This is a genomic window from Pseudomonas sp. AC463 (assembly GCF_979253585.1).
The window spans coordinates 175,209-190,904 of record NZ_CEEDDZ010000006.1 but is presented as its reverse complement, the minus strand read 5'-3'; the positions used below and the strand labels follow the sequence as shown (position 1 = coordinate 190,904).

Annotated in this window: 16 protein-coding genes; 12 read left to right on the top strand and 4 right to left on the bottom strand. The window is 62.3% G+C overall.

The window, feature by feature from the left end; genetic code table 11:
- Positions 1-17: 17 nt before the first annotated feature.
- The gene (gene rph / locus AC0IYH_RS09580) at positions 18-740 is read right to left on the bottom strand and encodes a ribonuclease PH (protein ID WP_003213280.1); all 723 of its coding nucleotides are present in this window, start codon (positions 738-740) and stop codon (positions 18-20) included.
- A gap of 185 nt (positions 741-925) precedes the next feature.
- Between rph and AC0IYH_RS09575 the strand changes: the two genes are divergently transcribed.
- The 6 genes from AC0IYH_RS09575 (at position 926) to AC0IYH_RS09550 (ending at position 6,222) form a co-directional block, all read left to right on the top strand.
- Positions 926-1,789, top strand: a complete 864-nt coding sequence (locus tag AC0IYH_RS09575) for a YicC/YloC family endoribonuclease (protein WP_471834027.1) — start codon at positions 926-928, stop codon at positions 1,787-1,789.
- A gap of 10 nt (positions 1,790-1,799) precedes the next feature.
- A complete protein-coding gene (gmk, locus tag AC0IYH_RS09570; RefSeq protein ID WP_032884410.1) occupies positions 1,800-2,420 on the top strand; it encodes a guanylate kinase in 621 nt (206 codons plus the stop codon).
- Positions 2,421-2,587: 167 nt separating this feature from the next.
- Complete coding sequence (rpoZ, locus tag AC0IYH_RS09565; protein WP_060753671.1) at positions 2,588-2,851, top strand: DNA-directed RNA polymerase subunit omega; 264 nt, start codon at positions 2,588-2,590, stop codon at positions 2,849-2,851.
- Between the two features lie 60 nt (positions 2,852-2,911).
- On the top strand, positions 2,912-5,017 hold the full coding sequence (gene spoT, locus AC0IYH_RS09560) for a bifunctional GTP diphosphokinase/guanosine-3',5'-bis pyrophosphate 3'-pyrophosphohydrolase (protein ID WP_078050739.1): 2,106 nt from the start codon (positions 2,912-2,914) through the stop codon (positions 5,015-5,017).
- A gap of 24 nt (positions 5,018-5,041) precedes the next feature.
- Entirely contained in the window at positions 5,042-5,422 is a 381-nt protein-coding gene (locus tag AC0IYH_RS09555) for a RidA family protein (protein WP_003176922.1), read from the top strand.
- A 56-nt stretch (positions 5,423-5,478) separates the two neighbouring features.
- Complete coding sequence (locus AC0IYH_RS09550; RefSeq protein WP_116626996.1) at positions 5,479-6,222, top strand: hypothetical protein; 744 nt, start codon at positions 5,479-5,481, stop codon at positions 6,220-6,222.
- A gap of 125 nt (positions 6,223-6,347) precedes the next feature.
- Here the strand turns inward: AC0IYH_RS09550 and AC0IYH_RS09545 are convergent, their stop codons facing one another.
- Complete coding sequence (locus AC0IYH_RS09545; protein ID WP_116626997.1) at positions 6,348-7,199, bottom strand: SDR family oxidoreductase; 852 nt, start codon at positions 7,197-7,199, stop codon at positions 6,348-6,350.
- A 189-nt stretch (positions 7,200-7,388) separates the two neighbouring features.
- Between AC0IYH_RS09545 and exbB the strand changes: the two genes are divergently transcribed.
- The 6 genes from exbB to AC0IYH_RS09515 all read left to right on the top strand — a co-directional run bounded on the left by exbB (position 7,389) and on the right by AC0IYH_RS09515 (position 14,190).
- Complete coding sequence (gene exbB / locus AC0IYH_RS09540) at positions 7,389-8,363, top strand: tonB-system energizer ExbB (RefSeq protein WP_116626998.1); 975 nt, start codon at positions 7,389-7,391, stop codon at positions 8,361-8,363.
- Positions 8,364-8,369: 6 nt separating this feature from the next.
- Entirely contained in the window at positions 8,370-8,795 is a 426-nt protein-coding gene (gene exbD, locus AC0IYH_RS09535; protein WP_003195519.1) for a TonB system transport protein ExbD, read from the top strand.
- Positions 8,792-9,541: an energy transducer TonB gene (locus AC0IYH_RS09530; protein WP_116626999.1), complete on the top strand. Its 750-nt coding sequence runs from the start codon at positions 8,792-8,794 to the stop codon at positions 9,539-9,541. Before exbD ends, AC0IYH_RS09530 begins: the two co-directional genes overlap by 4 nt.
- 166 nt (positions 9,542-9,707) lie before the next feature.
- The gene (locus tag AC0IYH_RS09525; RefSeq protein WP_116627000.1) at positions 9,708-10,628 is read left to right on the top strand and encodes a hydrogen peroxide-inducible genes activator; all 921 of its coding nucleotides are present in this window, start codon (positions 9,708-9,710) and stop codon (positions 10,626-10,628) included.
- Between the two features lie 8 nt (positions 10,629-10,636).
- A complete protein-coding gene (gene recG, locus AC0IYH_RS09520) occupies positions 10,637-12,712 on the top strand; it encodes an ATP-dependent DNA helicase RecG (protein WP_122774521.1) in 2,076 nt (691 codons plus the stop codon).
- 77 nt (positions 12,713-12,789) lie between these two features.
- Complete coding sequence (locus tag AC0IYH_RS09515) at positions 12,790-14,190, top strand: aminoacyl-tRNA deacylase and HDOD domain-containing protein (protein ID WP_116627002.1); 1,401 nt, start codon at positions 12,790-12,792, stop codon at positions 14,188-14,190.
- A 56-nt stretch (positions 14,191-14,246) separates the two neighbouring features.
- Here the strand turns inward: AC0IYH_RS09515 and AC0IYH_RS09510 are convergent, their stop codons facing one another.
- Complete coding sequence (locus AC0IYH_RS09510; RefSeq protein ID WP_116627199.1) at positions 14,247-14,621, bottom strand: helicase; 375 nt, start codon at positions 14,619-14,621, stop codon at positions 14,247-14,249.
- Positions 14,622-14,745: 124 nt separating this feature from the next.
- A complete protein-coding gene (gene tagQ / locus AC0IYH_RS09505) occupies positions 14,746-15,669 on the bottom strand; it encodes a type VI secretion system-associated lipoprotein TagQ (RefSeq protein ID WP_116627003.1) in 924 nt (307 codons plus the stop codon).
- Between the last annotated feature and the right edge of the window lie 27 nt (positions 15,670-15,696).

The following is a 15,696-nucleotide window of genomic DNA, read 5'->3' as shown; positions in this document are numbered from 1 at the left end:
TTCTCCTTGAGGCAGGCTCAGTCGGCCAGGGCGGCGTTCTGCAGTTCGAAGATTTCGGTCATGCCTTTCTGCGCCAGGGCGAGCATGGCGTTCAGGTCGGCCGGCTGGAATGGCGCGCCTTCGGCGGTGCCCTGCACTTCGATGAAACCACCGGTGCTGGTCATCACGACGTTCAGGTCAGTCTCGGCGGCCGAGTCTTCCAGGTAGTCCAGGTCCAGCACTGGCTCGCCCTGGTACATGCCCACCGACACAGCGGCGATCATCTGCTTGAGCGGGTCGCCGCCCTTGAGGCCGCCACGCTTCTTGATCACTTTAAGCGCATCGACCAGGGCCACCATGGCGCCGGTGATGGACGCGGTACGGGTGCCGCCGTCCGCCTGGATCACGTCGCAATCGACGTACAGGGTCACGTCGCCCAGCTTGGACATATCCAGCGCAGCGCGCAAGGAACGGCCGATCAGGCGCTGGATTTCCAGGGTGCGCCCGCCTTGCTTGCCACGGCTGGCTTCACGCTGGTTACGCTCGCCGGTGGCGCGCGGCAGCATGCCGTATTCGGCGGTCAACCAACCCTGGCCCTGGCCTTTAAGGAAACGCGGCACGCCGTTTTCAACGCTGACGGTGCAGATAACCTTGGTATCGCCAAACTCGACCAGTACGGATCCCTCGGCGTGTTTGGTGTAGTTGCGGGTGATGCGGATCGAGCGGAGCTGATCGGCAGCGCGACCACTTGGACGTTTCATAGGGGATACCTGTACGGAGGACGAAAAACTGCCGAGCATTATAGAGCCGCGAGCCGATTCGGGGCACTTCTAAAAAATTCGGTTACGAATGCTCGCGTTTGGGCGCGCTCGTCCCACTGCGCTACAATCCTGCGCCTTCTTAACCATCAGCCCGTTTTTACGGGACTGCAACGCGAGGTACCTCCATGGTGCACAGCATGACCGCCTTCGCCCGCGTCGAAAAAGCCGGCGCACAAGGCACCCTGAGCTGGGAATTGCGCTCGGTCAACAGCCGTTACCTGGAGCCGCACCTGCGCCTGCCGGAATCCTTCCGCGACCTCGAAGGCGCCGTACGTGAAGCGCTGCGCCAGGGCATCTCGCGCGGCAAGCTGGAATGCACCCTGCGCTTTACCGAGGAAACCACCGGCAAGCCGCTGCAGGTCGACCGCGACCGCGCCGCGCAACTGGTCGCTGCCGCCGAAACCATCGCCAGCCTGATCAAGCAGCCCGCAGCCCTGAACCCGCTGGAAGTACTGGCCTGGCCTGGCGTACTGGTGGCCGACGCCACCGACCCGCAAGCCCTCAACGCCGAAGCCCTGGCCCTGTTCAACCAAGGCTTGAAGGAGCTCAAGGCTGGCCGCGAGCGCGAAGGCGCCGAGCTGGCCCGCCTGATCAGCGAGCGCCTGACCTCCATCGAAGAAGACGTGGTGACCCTGCGCGAGCTGGTACCGCAAATGCTCGCGACCCAGCGCCAGAAGGTCCTCGACCGCTTCACCGACATGAAGGCCGACCTCGACCCCGTGCGGCTGGAACAGGAAATGGTGCTGCTGGCCCAAAAGAGCGACGTCGCCGAAGAGCTGGACCGCCTGAGCACCCACATCCTTGAAGTGCGCCGCGTGCTCAAGTCCGGCGGCGCCGCTGGTCGGCGCCTGGACTTCCTGATGCAGGAACTCAACCGTGAAGCCAATACACTTGGCTCCAAGGCTTTTGACCCGCGCAGCACCACGGCTGCGGTCAACCTCAAAGTGTTGATCGAGCAGATGCGCGAACAAGTACAGAATATTGAGTAAGGCAACTTCCATGACCCACAGCACCGGCACCCTTTACATCATTTCCGCGCCTTCGGGCGCGGGCAAGAGCAGCCTGGTCAAGGCCCTGACCGACGCCGACGAGCAGATCCGCATCTCGGTGTCCCACACCACCCGTGCCATGCGCCCGGGTGAGGTGAACGGCGTGCACTATCACTTCGTCGAGCGCACCGAGTTCGTCAAGATGATCGAGCACGGCGACTTCCTCGAGCGCGCCGAAGTCTTCGGCAACCTCTACGGCACCTCGCAAAGCCACTTGCAACAGACCCTGGACGAAGGCCACGACCTGATCCTGGAAATCGACTGGCAGGGCGCCGAGCAAGTACGCCAGCTGATGCCCAAGGCGCGCTCGATCTTCATCCTGCCGCCCTCGCTGGAAGCCTTGCACCAGCGCCTGACCAACCGAGGCCAGGACAGCGACGAGATCATCGAAGGCCGCATGCGTGAAGCTGTCAGCGAAATGAGCCACTATGTCGACTACGACTACCTGATCATCAACGACGATTTTTCCCACGCGCTGGATGACTTGAAGGCGATTTTCCGCACCAATCAGCTCCAGCAAAAGCGCCAACAGCAACGTTTCGGCAAATTACTCGCCGAACTGCTCGGCTGATTGGCTCTTCCCAAAACCGCTGCAAGGGCTTTACATTGGCACTTGTAGCGGTTTTGCGAGAGCGTGGGGAAAATCAGCGCTTCCCTAAACGCTGGTGATTTTTTAAACTGTTTAGTCCGCTCGCCCAACCGGGCAGCGCGCATCTTGCATTCGCTCCGAGGAATACCATGGCCCGCGTAACCGTTGAAGACTGCCTAGAACACGTGGATAACCGCTTTGAGCTGGTCATGCTCTCTACCAAGCGTGCCCGTCAACTGGCCACTGGCGGCAAAGAGCCCCTGGTCCAGTGGGAAAACGACAAGCCTACCGTTGTAGCCCTGCGCGAAATCGCTGAAGGCCTGATGAGCTACGAGTTCATTGCCGAACAGGAAATCGTTCAAGACGAACCGCTGTTTGCAGCGTTCGAGGACGAGTCCAACGAGGCCGTCTAAGCCTATGCCTGGTCGACGTAGCACGGCGCGGGGTCACAGCCTTCGGCAGGAGTTTTTCCTTTGCCGAGCATAGACGCCCTCGCCGATCGCTTATCGACCTACCTCGGCCCAGACCAGGTCAACCTGGTCCGCCGAGCGTATTTCTACGCCGAACAAGCCCACGACGGCCAACGCCGCCGCAGTGGCGAGGCGTATGTCACGCATCCTCTTGCGGTGGCAAATATCCTGGCCGACATGCACATGGACCATCAGAGCCTGATGGCTGCGATGCTGCATGACGTGATCGAAGACACCGGCATTGCCAAGGAAGCGCTCAGTGCGCAATTTGGCGAAACCGTGGCCGAACTGGTCGACGGGGTCAGCAAACTGACCCAGATGAACTTCGAGACCAAGGCCGAAGCCCAGGCGGAAAACTTCCAGAAGATGGCCATGGCCATGGCCCGCGACATTCGGGTGATCCTGGTCAAGCTGGCCGACCGGCTGCACAACATGCGCACGCTGGAAGTGCTCTCCGGCGAAAAACGCCGGCGCATCGCCAAGGAAACCCTGGAAATCTACGCGCCCATCGCCAACCGGCTGGGCATGCACGCCATTCGTATCGAGTTCGAAGACCTCGGTTTCAAGGCCATGCACCCGATGCGTTCGGCGCGTATCTACCAGGCGGTCAAGCGCGCCCGGGGCAACCGCAAGGAAATCGTCAACAAGATCGAAGAGTCGCTGAGCCATTGCCTGGCGATCGACGAAATTGAAGGCGAAGTCAGCGGCCGGCAGAAACACATCTACGGCATCTACAAGAAGATGCGCGGCAAGCGCCGGGCCTTCAACGAGATCATGGACGTGTACGCGTTCCGGATCATCGTCGACAAGGTCGACACCTGCTACCGGGTGCTGGGCGCTGTACATAATTTGTACAAACCCCTGCCGGGGCGCTTCAAGGACTACATCGCGATTCCCAAGGCCAACGGCTATCAGTCGCTGCATACAACGCTGTTCGGTATGCACGGAGTACCGATCGAGATCCAGATCCGCACCCGCGAAATGGAAGAGATGGCCAACAACGGTATCGCCGCCCATTGGCTGTACAAATCCAGCGGCGACGAGCAGCCAAAAGGCACCCACGCCCGCGCCCGCCAGTGGGTCAAGGGCGTGCTGGAAATGCAGCAACGCGCCGGCAACTCCCTGGAATTTATCGAAAGCGTGAAGATCGACCTGTTCCCGGACGAGGTCTACGTGTTCACGCCCAAAGGCCGGATCATGGAGCTGCCCAAAGGCTCCACGGCGGTCGACTTTGCCTACGCGGTGCACACCGACGTCGGCAACAGCTGCATTGCGTGTCGGATCAATCGTCGCCTGGCCCCGCTGTCCGAACCGCTGCAAAGCGGCTCCACAGTGGAAATCGTCAGCGCACCGGGCGCGCGCCCGAACCCGGCGTGGCTCAACTTCGTGGTCACAGGCAAGGCGCGCACCCACATCCGCCATGCCCTGAAACTGCAACGTCGCTCCGAATCCATCAGCCTCGGCGAACGCCTGCTGAACAAAGTGCTTAACGGTTTCGATAGCGCCCTGGACAAGATTCCTACAGAGCGCGTGCAAGCGATGCTCCACGAGTATCGCCAGGAAACCATCGAAGACCTGCTGGAAGATATCGGCCTGGGCAACCGCATGGCCTATGTAGTCGCCCGCCGCCTGCTCGGCGAAGGCGAGCAGTTGCCAAGCCCGGAAGGCCCGCTGGCGATTCGCGGCACCGAAGGCTTGGTACTCAGCTATGCCAAATGCTGTACGCCGATCCCGGGCGACCCGATTGTCGGCCACTTGTCGGCGGGCAAAGGCATGGTGGTGCACCTGGACAACTGCCGCAACATCACCGAAATCCGCCACAACCCGGAGAAATGCATCCAACTCTCCTGGGCCAAGGATGTCACCGGCGAATTCAACGTCGAGCTGCGCGTGGAGCTGGAGCACCAGCGCGGCCTGATCGCGCTGCTGGCCAGCAGCGTCAACGCGGCCGACGGCAATATCGAAAAAATCAGCATGGATGAACGCGATGGCCGCATCAGCGTGGTCCAGCTGGTGGTCAGCGTGCACGACCGTGTGCACCTGGCCCGCGTGATCAAGAAACTGCGCGCCCTGACCGGAGTGATCCGCATCACCCGCATGCGTGCATAGCCGTTCTATTACAAGGAGTCACTCATGACCAAGACTGTTATCACCAGCGACAAGGCCCCGGCCGCCATCGGCACCTACTCCCAGGCGATCAAGGCGGGCAACACCGTCTACATGTCCGGCCAGATCCCGCTGGACCCAAAGACCATGGAACTGGTTGAGGGCTTCGAAGCACAAACCGTACAGGTCTTCGAAAACCTCAAGTCGGTTGCCGAAGCTGCCGGTGGTTCGTTCAAGGACATCGTCAAACTGAACATCTTCCTCACCGACCTGAGCCACTTCGCCAAGGTCAACGAGATCATGGGCAAGTACTTCGAACAGCCGTACCCAGCCCGCGCCGCCATCGGCGTTGCTGCCCTGCCAAAGGGTGCGCAGGTTGAGATGGACGCGATCCTGGTCATCGAGTAAAACACCCGGCGCAGCCTGCACAGGCTGCGCCGACTTCGTTTCAGAAGGATTTCATGATGCGCAAAGCGCTTGTAGCTTCTTCGTTGCTCGCCCTGCTGCTCGGCGGCTGCGCCAGCAACCCTGCCGACCTTGATGTGAGCGGCACCTGGATCAACCAGGTCGCCATCAATGCGGCAGCGAAGGGCGGTCCTTTGCGTGAAGCCCTGCAGACCTATGGCCCGAACCTCGAGTGGGAGGTCAACACCAAGGCTTCGCAGGCACGCTATTACAACGGTTTTGAAGTGGCTGAAGGCAAGTTGCTCGGTGAAAAATCCGGCGCCTGGAGCGTGGACTTTTACGGCAGCTCCGCCACCGAATTGAAGCGCAAAGGCAAGCAATTGCTGCAAGTCGCCAATGACAACGAGCCCGAACAACTGTTCGCCCGCGCCAAGGACCCCGCCCCGGAAGGTGCGCCACTGGGCGCAAACTTCGAGCGGGCGCTTTACGCGGCCTACATGGGCGGCGACTGGAAAATCGCCGACGGCTTCGGCAGCGGCGCCATCGTACAGTTCCAGGCCGACGGCAAGGTCGCCGGCCTGCCTAACGTCGATCGCTATTCCCTGTGCCTGGCGGGCGATTGCGCCTCCATGAGCGGCGGCTACGACAGCATCTGGCTGCAACTGAACGGCCAGGGCAACCCGTGGATCTTTGTGCGCAAGGGCAAACAGCTGGAAATCTTCCAGGCGGTCAATACCGCGCAGGCGGATGAAGTGCCTTCGTTTACGCCCGGCCCTCGCCAATGGCTGCTTGAAAAGCAGTAATCCGCCTCACCCAAATCCAAATGTGGGAGCGGGCTTGCTCGCGAATGCGGAGTGTCAGTCACTGAATGTGTTTCTGATACACCGCTTTCGCGAGCAAGCCCGCTCCCACATTTTTGCACTGCGTTTCAGCCTTTTAGGATCGCCGCATACCCTTCGCGATAGGTCGGATACGTCGGCGCCCAACCCAACGCCTTCGCACGGGCATTGCTGCATTGCTTGCTGCCAGCACGCCGCACGCTGGCGTCCTCGGACCACTCGGTCACCCCCAGGTACTCGCGCAACCAGCCCACCACTTCGGCCAGTGGCGCGGGCGCATCGTCGACGCCGATATAGACCTTGTCCAACGCCCCGCCTTGCTCCACATGCCGCAACAAAAAAGCCAGCAGGCCAGCGGCATCCTCTGCGTGAATCCGGTTGCCATATAAAGGAGGGTCGGTGGCCACGCGATAGCCTTGGCGAACCTGGGTCAACAACCACTCGCGGCCCGGGCCATAGATGCCGGTAAGGCGCACGATGCTTGCCGGGATACCACTATCGAGCGCGACCTGCTCGGCTTCCAGCATGACCTGGCCGGAATAGCCCTGGGCGTGGGTTTCGGAAGTTTCATCGACCCACTCCCCATTCTGCTGCCCATAGACGCTGCTGCTGGATACGAACAGCAGATGTTTAGGCGTCTGCCCGTAGTCGTCCAACCACTCCAGCACGTGCTTCAACCCTTGCACGTAAGCCGCGCGATACCCGGCCTCGTCATGGTCTGTGGCAGCCGCGCAATACACCAGGTAATCCACCCCGCCAATCGGCCAGGTGTCAGGGCAATCCTTTTTGAACAGGTCGCCGGCAATGCCGATGACACCGCCTGGCAGGCGCGAAATATCACGGCGCAGCCCGTGAACCTCCCATTCCGAGGCGAGCAATTGGCTAGCCAGCCGACTACCCACATCGCCACAACCGGCAATCACAACAGAAGGCGCAGACATCAGAAAACTCCGTACAGAAAGGTCTAGGTTAGCCTTCGCAGCTGACCGGCGGCCATAAAAATGACAAATAAAGTTACTGTATTACTTCTGTTAACAAGAATTACTTGCAATAATAACGGCCCATTTGTCCTCGACCCCCTCCGGGTCTGGAAGGACGATCACTCATTTTTCCTCTCAGGTCCGGCCAGCATGACACGTAATACAACCCCCGCTTCGCCAACCACGCTTCACAGCCCCTCCCGCGCCTGGCGCGCGATTGCTGCGCTGCTGTTCAGCGTACTGCTGGCACCGACCGCCGCATTCGCTGACGCCGCCGCCCCTGCTACTGCACCGGCAGCCGAGCAAAGCACCGCGGCGCCAGCTGCTGCCCCAGCGGCCACCGACCCGGCCCAGGCTGCCAACCCGGCCGCCTCTGCCGACGAAACCGGCGTGGTGCTGGAAGAAGACAACACCCTGGGCATGGCCCACGACCTGTCCCCATGGGGCATGTACCAGAACGCTGACGTGGTGGTGAAAGCCGTGATGATCGGCCTGGCCATCGCCTCGATCATCACCTGGACCATCTGGATCGCCAAAGGCTTCGAGCTGCTGGGCGCCAAGCGTCGTCTGCGCACTGAAATCGTCCACCTGAAAAAGGCCACCACCCTCAAGGAAGCCAGCGAAACGGCGACCAAAAAGGGCACCCTGGCCAACACCCTGGTGCACGACGCGCTGGAAGAAATGCGCCTGTCGGCCAACACCCGCGAAAAAGAAGGTATCAAGGAGCGTGTGGCCTTCCGCCTGGAGCGCCTGGTTGCGGCCTGCGGTCGTAACATGAGCAGCGGCACCGGCGTGCTGGCAACCATCGGTTCCACCGCGCCCTTCGTCGGCCTGTTCGGTACCGTGTGGGGCATCATGAACAGCTTCATCGGCATCGCCAAAACCCAAACCACCAACCTCGCCGTCGTTGCCCCAGGCATCGCCGAAGCCTTGCTGGCAACCGCCCTGGGCCTGGTTGCAGCGATTCCTGCGGTGGTGATCTACAACGTCTTCGCCCGTTCGATCGCCGGCTACAAGGCCCAGGTATCGGACGCGTCGGCAGAAGTCCTGCTGCTGGTCAGCCGCGACCTCGATCACCTGCCTACCGAGCGCAGCTCGCAACCGCACATGGTGAAAGTGGGGTAATCGGCCATGGGCCTGCATTTGAATCAAGGCGACGACGAACTCGTCGAGAACCACGAAATCAACGTTACGCCGTTTATCGACGTGATGCTGGTGCTGCTGATCATCTTCATGGTGGCGGCACCCTTGGCCACCGTGGACATCAAGGTCGACCTGCCCGCCTCCAGCGCCAAGCCGGCGCCGCGGCCGGAGAAACCGATCTTCCTCAGCGTCAAGGCGGACCAACGCCTGTTCCTGGGCGAAGAAGAAGTCAAAGCTGAAACCCTGGGCCCGGTGCTGGATGCCAAGACCCAAGGCAAGAAAGACACGACGATCTTCTTCCAGGCTGACAAAGGCGTGGACTACGGCGACCTGATGAGCGTGATGGATGCCCTGCGGGCAGCCGGTTACCTCAAGGTCGGCCTGGTCGGACTCGAGACGGCAGCCAAAAAATGATCACGACGCGCCACAAACTGACGCGTTATGGCACCAGCCTCGCCGTCGTGCTGGGCGTGCATGCCGTCGCGATTGCCATCGCGCTCCATTGGTCGGCGCCGCACACGGTGCAGTTGCCACCGGCTGCCATGGTCATCGACCTGGCGCCGATGCCTGCACCGCCGCCTCCGGCACCGCCTAAAGTCATAACGCCGCCGCAACCGCCGGCACCGGTGGAAGAGTTGCCTTTGCCGAAACTGGCCGAGGCACCCAAGCCGACGATCCAGGTGCCCAAGCAGGTCAAGCCCAAGCCCAAACCTCAACCACCGAAGCCGGTGGAGAAGAAGATCGAGCCGCCCAAGGAGAAACCGTCCGAGGAGCCACCGAGCGACGCGCCGCCGACCAAAGCACCCGCTGAGAAATCAGCCCAGCCGGTTCCAGGCCCATCGCCACAACAGATCGCTGCCAAAGCGTCCTGGGAAGGCACCCTGCTGGCGCACCTGCAGAAGTACAAGAAGTACCCGCCAGGCGCCCAGGCCCGTGGCAAGGAAGGCCTGAACCGCTTGCGCTTCGTGGTCGATGCAGAGGGCAACGTGCTGTCCTACGAGTTGGTAGGCCGCTCCGGCAACGCCGACCTGGACCGCGCGACCCTGGACATGATCCGTCGTGCCCAGCCGCTGCCAAAACCACCGGCCGACATGGTGAAAAGCGGCAGCATCGAGATCGTTGCACCGTTTGTGTACAACATCGAGAGGCGCAACCGCTAAAGGCGGACGCGGGGCAATGTGGGAGGGGGCAAGCCCCCTCCCACATTTGCATGTGCACATGCTCAAATCCCTCTAACTCCCCACTCAATCCCGTTCAAAGTTCTGATAACGTGCGTCTATCGATTGCAGCCGGTATGCTTGGCCCGCAACCTCATGGACGCTCGCTATGACTCTTACAGAATTACGCTACATCGTTACCCTCGCCCAAGAGCAGCACTTCGGCCACGCGGCCGAGCGTTGCCACGTCAGCCAGCCGACGCTGTCGGTGGGTGTGAAAAAGCTTGAAGACGAACTCGGTGTGCTGATTTTCGAGCGCAGCAAGAGCGCCGTGCGCCTCACTCCGGTGGGCGAAGGCATCGTTGCCCAGGCCCAGAAGGTCCTGGAGCAGGCCCAAAGCATTCGCGAACTGGCCCAGGCCGGCAAGAACCAGCTGACTGCACCGCTGAAAGTCGGCGCCATCTACACCGTCGGCCCGTACCTGTTCCCGCACCTGATCCCGCAACTGCACCGCGTCGCGCCGCAGATGCCGCTGTATATCGAAGAAAACTTCACCCACGTGCTGCGCGACAAACTGCGCAACGGCGAGCTGGACGCGATCATCATCGCCCTGCCCTTCAACGAGGCGGACGTGCTCACCCTTCAGCTCTACGACGAGCCGTTCTACGTGCTGATGCCGGCCACCCACCCGTGGACGCAAAAAGAAAGCATCGACGCCGGCCTGCTCAACGACAAGAGCCTGCTGCTGCTGGGCGAAGGCCATTGCTTCCGCGACCAGGTGCTCGAAGCCTGCCCGACCCTGACCAAGGGCAACGACGGCGCCAAGCACACCACCGTGGAATCCAGCTCCCTGGAAACCATTCGCCACATGGTCGCCTCCGGCCTGGGTATTTCGATCCTGCCGCTGTCGGCGGTGGACAGCCATCACTACGCCCCGGGCGTGATTGAAGTGCGCCCACTCACGCCGCCGGTGCCGTTCCGCACCGTGGCGATTGCCTGGCGCGCCAGCTTCCCGCGGCCCAAGGCGATTGAGATCCTCGCCGACTCGATCCGCCTGTGTTCGGTGGCCAAGCCGCCTGCTGCGAGCTGATTAGACGTATGACTGAGCTGTCGCAGGTGTCGGTCACCGCCCTTAAAGGTGTCGGTGAAGCCATGGCCGAAAAGCTGGCCAAGGTCGGCCTGGAAAATCTCCAGGACGTGCTGTTCCACCTGCCCCTGCGTTATCAGGACCGCACCCGCGTGGTGCCCATCGGGCAGTTGCGGCCGGGGCAGGACGCGGTGGTCGAAGGCACCGTCAGCGGCGCCGATGTGGTGATGGGCAAGCGCCGCAGCCTGGTGGTGCGCCTGCAGGATGGCACCGGCGGCCTCAGCCTGCGCTTCTATCATTTCAGCAACGCGCAGAAGGACGGCCTCAAGCGTGGCACCCGCGTGCGCTGCTATGGCGAAGCGCGGCCCGGCGCCTCGGGCCTGGAAATCTACCACCCGGAATACCGCGCCATTACCGGCGACGAGCCACCACCGGTGGACACCACCCTCACACCCATCTACCCGCTCACCGAAGGCCTGACCCAGCAGCGCCTGCGCCAGCTGTGCATGCAGACCCTGACGATGCTCGGCCCAAAAAGCCTGCCCGACTGGCTGCCCCTGGAGCTGGCCCGCGACTACCAACTGGCGCCCCTGGACGATGCGATTCGCTACCTGCATCACCCGCCCGCCGACGCCGATGTCGATGAGTTGGCCCTCGGCCATCACTGGGCCCAGCATCGCCTGGCCTTCGAGGAGCTGCTGACTCACCAACTGTCCCAGCAACGCCTGCGCGAGAGCATGCGCTCGCTGCGCGCGCCGGCCATGCCCAAGGCCACGCGCCTGCCTGCGCAGTACCTGGCCAACCTGGGCTTTGCGCCGACCGGTGCCCAGCAGCGCGTCGGCAATGAAATCGCCTACGACCTCAGCCAGAAAGAACCCATGCTGCGCCTGATCCAGGGTGACGTCGGCGCCGGCAAAACCGTGGTCGCCGCCCTCGCCGCCTTGCAGGCATTGGAAGCCGGTTACCAAGTGGCGCTGATGGCGCCCACCGAGATCCTCGCCGAGCAGCACTTCATCACCTTCAAGCGCTGGCTCGAACCCCTGGGCCTGGAAGTGGCGTGGCTGGCCGGCAAGCTCAAGGGCAAGAACCGCGCGGCGGCGCTGGAACAGATCGCTGGCGGCGCACCGATGGTGGTGGGCACCCACGCGCTGTTCCAGGACGAAGTGAAGTTCAAGAACCTGGCCCTGGTGATCATCGACGAACAGCACCGTTTCGGCGTGCAGCAACGCCTGGCGCTGCGCCAGAAAGGCGTGGGCGGGCGGATGAACCCGCACCAGCTGATCATGACCGCCACCCCGATCCCGCGCACCCTGGCCATGAGCGCCTACGCCGACCTCGACACCTCGATCCTCGACGAACTGCCGCCCGGCCGTACGCCGGTCAACACCGTGCTGGTCACCGACACCCGCCGCGTCGAAGTGATCGAACGCGTGCGCGGCGCCTGCGCCGAGGGCCGCCAGGCTTACTGGGTGTGCACGCTGATCGAAGAGTCCGAAGAACTGACCTGCCAGGCCGCCGAAACCACCTATGAAGACCTCACCAGCGCCTTGGGTGAACTCAAGGTCGGGCTGATCCACGGGCGCATGAAGCCGGTGGAAAAAGCCGCGGTGATGGCCGAATTCAAGGCCGGCAACCTGCAACTGCTGGTGGCCACTACGGTGATCGAAGTCGGCGTGGACGTACCCAACGCTAGCCTGATGATTATCGAGAACCCCGAGCGCCTTGGCCTGGCGCAACTGCACCAACTGCGCGGCCGCGTCGGCCGGGGCAGCGCGGCCAGCCACTGCGTGCTGCTCTACCACCCGCCACTGTCGCAGATCGGCCGCCAGCGCCTGGGCATTATGCGCGAGACCAACGACGGTTTTGTCATCGCCGAAAAAGACCTCGAACTGCGCGGCCCCGGTGAAATGCTCGGTACTCGCCAGACCGGCCTGCTGCAATTCAAGGTCGCCGACCTGATGCGCGACGCCGACCTGCTGCCCGCCGTGCGTGATGCGGCGCAAGCGCTGCTGGAGCGCTGGCCGGAACATGTCAGCCCATTGCTGGATCGCTGGCTGCGACATGGGCAGCAATACGGCCAAGTGTGACGCCTGACTCACTTAAGCGACCACCCTCTGTATCAAGCTGGTTATACTTCGTGGACTGTAAGAAATTGGATCAGGCCATGTCAGAAGTTGCCCTCGCCACAGCCCCACTGACCGCCCCGCCGGTCATTCGGGCTCTGCTCGCAAAACTCGCCATCCCCTTCACGGAAATCGCCGAACAACCGGGCCTGAATCCTGCTCGAAAGGTCCAGGCCGTGTTGCTGGAAGATGCGGTGGGCGCACTGATGGTGCTGTTTCCGCAGAACCAGTTACTCGACCTCAACCGCCTCGCCGAACTCACCGGGCGCCGCCTCACGGCCGTGTCGCCGGACCGGGTCGAACGCATGCTGGGCAAGCATGACCTGAGCCTGCTGCCGGGCCTGCCGCCCCTCACCAGTTCGCCATGTTTGTACGAGGGCAGCCTGCTCGACGAGCCGAGCCTGCTGGTGCATTCGGGCGAAGCCGGGCTGCTGCTGGAAATCAGCAGCGACGACTTCAAGAGCATGCTCACCAAAGCCAGCGCCGCGCACTTTGGCGAGCCGTTGAGCAAGATCCGCCCCAACCTCGACCGCCCCAATGATGACCGCGAGGAAATCACCCAGGCAATGCAGGCGTTCACCGCCCGCCGCATCCAGCAGCGCCTGGAAGCGACCATCGAGATTCCACCGCTGGCCGACACCGCGCAGAAGATCATCAAGCTGCGCGTCGACCCCAACGCCACCATTGATGACATCACCGGCGTGGTCGAAACCGACCCGGCCCTGGCCGCCCAAGTGGTGAGCTGGGCGGCGTCGCCGTACTACGCGTCACCGGGCAAGATTCGCTCAGTGGAAGACGCCATCGTGCGCGTACTGGGCTTCGACCTGGTGATCAACCTCGCACTGGGCCTGGCCCTGGGCAAGACCTTGAGCCTGCCCAAGGACCACCCGCACCAGGCCACGCCTTACTGGCACCAGTCGATCTACACCGCCGCCGTGATCGAAGGCCTGACCCGCGCCATGCCGCGCGCCCAGCGCCCGGAAGCCGGGCTGACCTACCTGGCCGGCCTGCTGCACAATTTCGGCTACCTGCTGCTGGCGCATGTGTTCCCGCCGCACTTCTCGCTGATCTGCCGCCACCTGGAGGTCAACCCGCACCTGTGCCACAGCTATGTCGAGCAGCACTTGCTGGGCATCAGCCGAGAACAGATCGGCGCCTGGCTGATGCGCTATTGGGACATGCCGGACGAACTGTCCACCGCCCTGCGCTTCCAGCACGACCCGACCTACGACGGTCAGTTTGCCGAATACCCGAACCTGGTGTGCCTGGCCGTGCGCTTGTTGCGTAGCCGGGGGATTGGCTCCGGGCCGGATGAGGCGATTCCGGATGCACTGCTTGAGCGTCTGGGCTTGAGCCGGGACAAGGCGGAGGAAGTGGTTGGCAAGGTGTTGGATGCTGAGGTGTTGTTGCGCGAACTGGCGTCGCAGTTCAGCCAGGGATGAATCCGGCGCCTGCCAGATAGCTATCGGGGGCTTGCCCCCGATGAATCCAACTCGGTCTACTTCTTTTTCTTCGGCTTCAAATACTTGGTCAACCCCTGGAACCAGATCACCAGCGCCGGGTTGCCCTTGATCTGGATCGACTTGTCCTGAATCCCCGTCATGAACGCCAGTTGCTTGTTCTTCGCCTGCATCGTGGCGAAGCCGTAGGCGGCATCCTGGAACGCGATGGCAAACGCCGGCGCCGGGTGTACGCCCGAACGGCTGGTGATGCGCTGGTCTTTGACGATGAAGTGACGGGCAACCTTGCCGTCGAGGGTCTGCAACTGGAACGCCAGATCTTTGTCACCCAACTGTTGCTGGAAGGCAGGATTGGTGCGGCTGGCTTTGCCCATCATCAGGCCCAGCACCCACAACAGAAGACGAAATTTCATGCACACGGCCTCGGTGTAATTATTGAGTGGCCGCAGCAGTTTAACGATTTGCAAAAAGAACGCCACCGATCTTGCGCATTAGCGGAAGATCGGCTGGCGTTTGACGCTTATAGCAGCATGTTACTTAAACGTTAGGGCAAGGTACCGGTGCCCAGTCGGCGAGGTTCGGATCGCGGCAGGTGCCTTCGATCTGCGCTTTACCGGCGCTGGCCACCTGCTTGCTTTCAGCTTGCTTGGCCTGCACGGTCTGGATGCTCTTCTCGGTGGTCACCGCCTCTTTCGGCACGGTTGGCAACACGGGCTTCTTCGCCGGTTTCACGGCTTTCTTGCCCTTGGCCGGAGCCACGACCGGCGTGGTGTCGGCCTGGGCCACGGTGACCACGTCGGTACGCTGTACGCCGACTTGCTGCAGGTCTTTTTCGTAGGCCTGGGTGTAGTTGTTCAGGTCTTCGCTGGCTTTGCCGTTGACCGCGACGATCAGGTCATTGGATTCCTTGAGGCCCGAAACGATTTCCGCCAGGCGCTTGCGGCCTTCGGTGTCGTTGACGGTCTTGGCCTTGCGATCATTCACCAGCTTGGTGAACGCGCTCTGGTAGCACTGCTGCGACGCCTTGGCGTAGGCGGTGCTGCGGTCGATGTCCGAGGCGCTTTTGTTGAAGTCGGTGGAGTAGGACGCAATGCGCTGGTTGTCATCGCTGATCTGCTTCTGACGCTCGGTGTAGTAACCCGCCGCGCCGCCGGCCAGGGCGCCGCCTGCAGCACCGATGGCGGCGTTACGGCCGCGTTTGTCGGAATCACCGGTCAGGGCGCCCAGCAGTGCACCACCGGCAGCGCCGATGGCCGCGCCGGTCACGACCGACTTGGTCATGTCCGAATCGGTGGCACGCAGGTGCTGCACCGGCTCGTAGCAGTTGGGGTAGTACTCGACCTTGGTGCTGGACGCGACCTTGGAAGACGGCGAAGTGGCGCAACCGGTCAGCACCGTGCTGAAGCCGGCGGCAATCAGCAACAGATGACGCTTGGAAACCGCCTTACGGGAAAAAAGCATAGGTGTGTTCTCGTTTAAGTTTGACTT

Excerpts from the sequence above, each read along its gene's own strand:
- tagQ (WP_116627003.1), bottom strand. The coding sequence starts at position 15,669 with ATGCTTTTTTCCCGTAAGGCGGTTTCCAAGCGTCATCTGTTGCTGATT.
- recG (WP_122774521.1), top strand. The coding sequence starts at position 10,637 with ATGACTGAGCTGTCGCAGGTGTCGGTCACCGCCCTTAAAGGTGTCGGT.
- exbD (WP_003195519.1), top strand. The coding sequence starts at position 8,370 with ATGGGCCTGCATTTGAATCAAGGCGACGACGAACTCGTCGAGAACCAC.
- AC0IYH_RS09515 (WP_116627002.1), top strand. The coding sequence starts at position 12,790 with ATGTCAGAAGTTGCCCTCGCCACAGCCCCACTGACCGCCCCGCCGGTC.
- AC0IYH_RS09530 (WP_116626999.1), top strand. The coding sequence starts at position 8,792 with ATGATCACGACGCGCCACAAACTGACGCGTTATGGCACCAGCCTCGCC.
- AC0IYH_RS09575 (WP_471834027.1), top strand. The coding sequence starts at position 926 with ATGGTGCACAGCATGACCGCCTTCGCCCGCGTCGAAAAAGCCGGCGCA.
- AC0IYH_RS09545 (WP_116626997.1), bottom strand. The coding sequence starts at position 7,199 with ATGTCTGCGCCTTCTGTTGTGATTGCCGGTTGTGGCGATGTGGGTAGT.
- AC0IYH_RS09525 (WP_116627000.1), top strand. The coding sequence starts at position 9,708 with ATGACTCTTACAGAATTACGCTACATCGTTACCCTCGCCCAAGAGCAG.
- exbB (WP_116626998.1), top strand. The coding sequence starts at position 7,389 with ATGACACGTAATACAACCCCCGCTTCGCCAACCACGCTTCACAGCCCC.
- AC0IYH_RS09555 (WP_003176922.1), top strand. The coding sequence starts at position 5,042 with ATGACCAAGACTGTTATCACCAGCGACAAGGCCCCGGCCGCCATCGGC.
- rph (WP_003213280.1), bottom strand. The coding sequence starts at position 740 with ATGAAACGTCCAAGTGGTCGCGCTGCCGATCAGCTCCGCTCGATCCGC.
- rpoZ (WP_060753671.1), top strand. The coding sequence starts at position 2,588 with ATGGCCCGCGTAACCGTTGAAGACTGCCTAGAACACGTGGATAACCGC.
- AC0IYH_RS09550 (WP_116626996.1), top strand. The coding sequence starts at position 5,479 with ATGCGCAAAGCGCTTGTAGCTTCTTCGTTGCTCGCCCTGCTGCTCGGC.
- gmk (WP_032884410.1), top strand. The coding sequence starts at position 1,800 with ATGACCCACAGCACCGGCACCCTTTACATCATTTCCGCGCCTTCGGGC.
- AC0IYH_RS09510 (WP_116627199.1), bottom strand. The coding sequence starts at position 14,621 with ATGAAATTTCGTCTTCTGTTGTGGGTGCTGGGCCTGATGATGGGCAAA.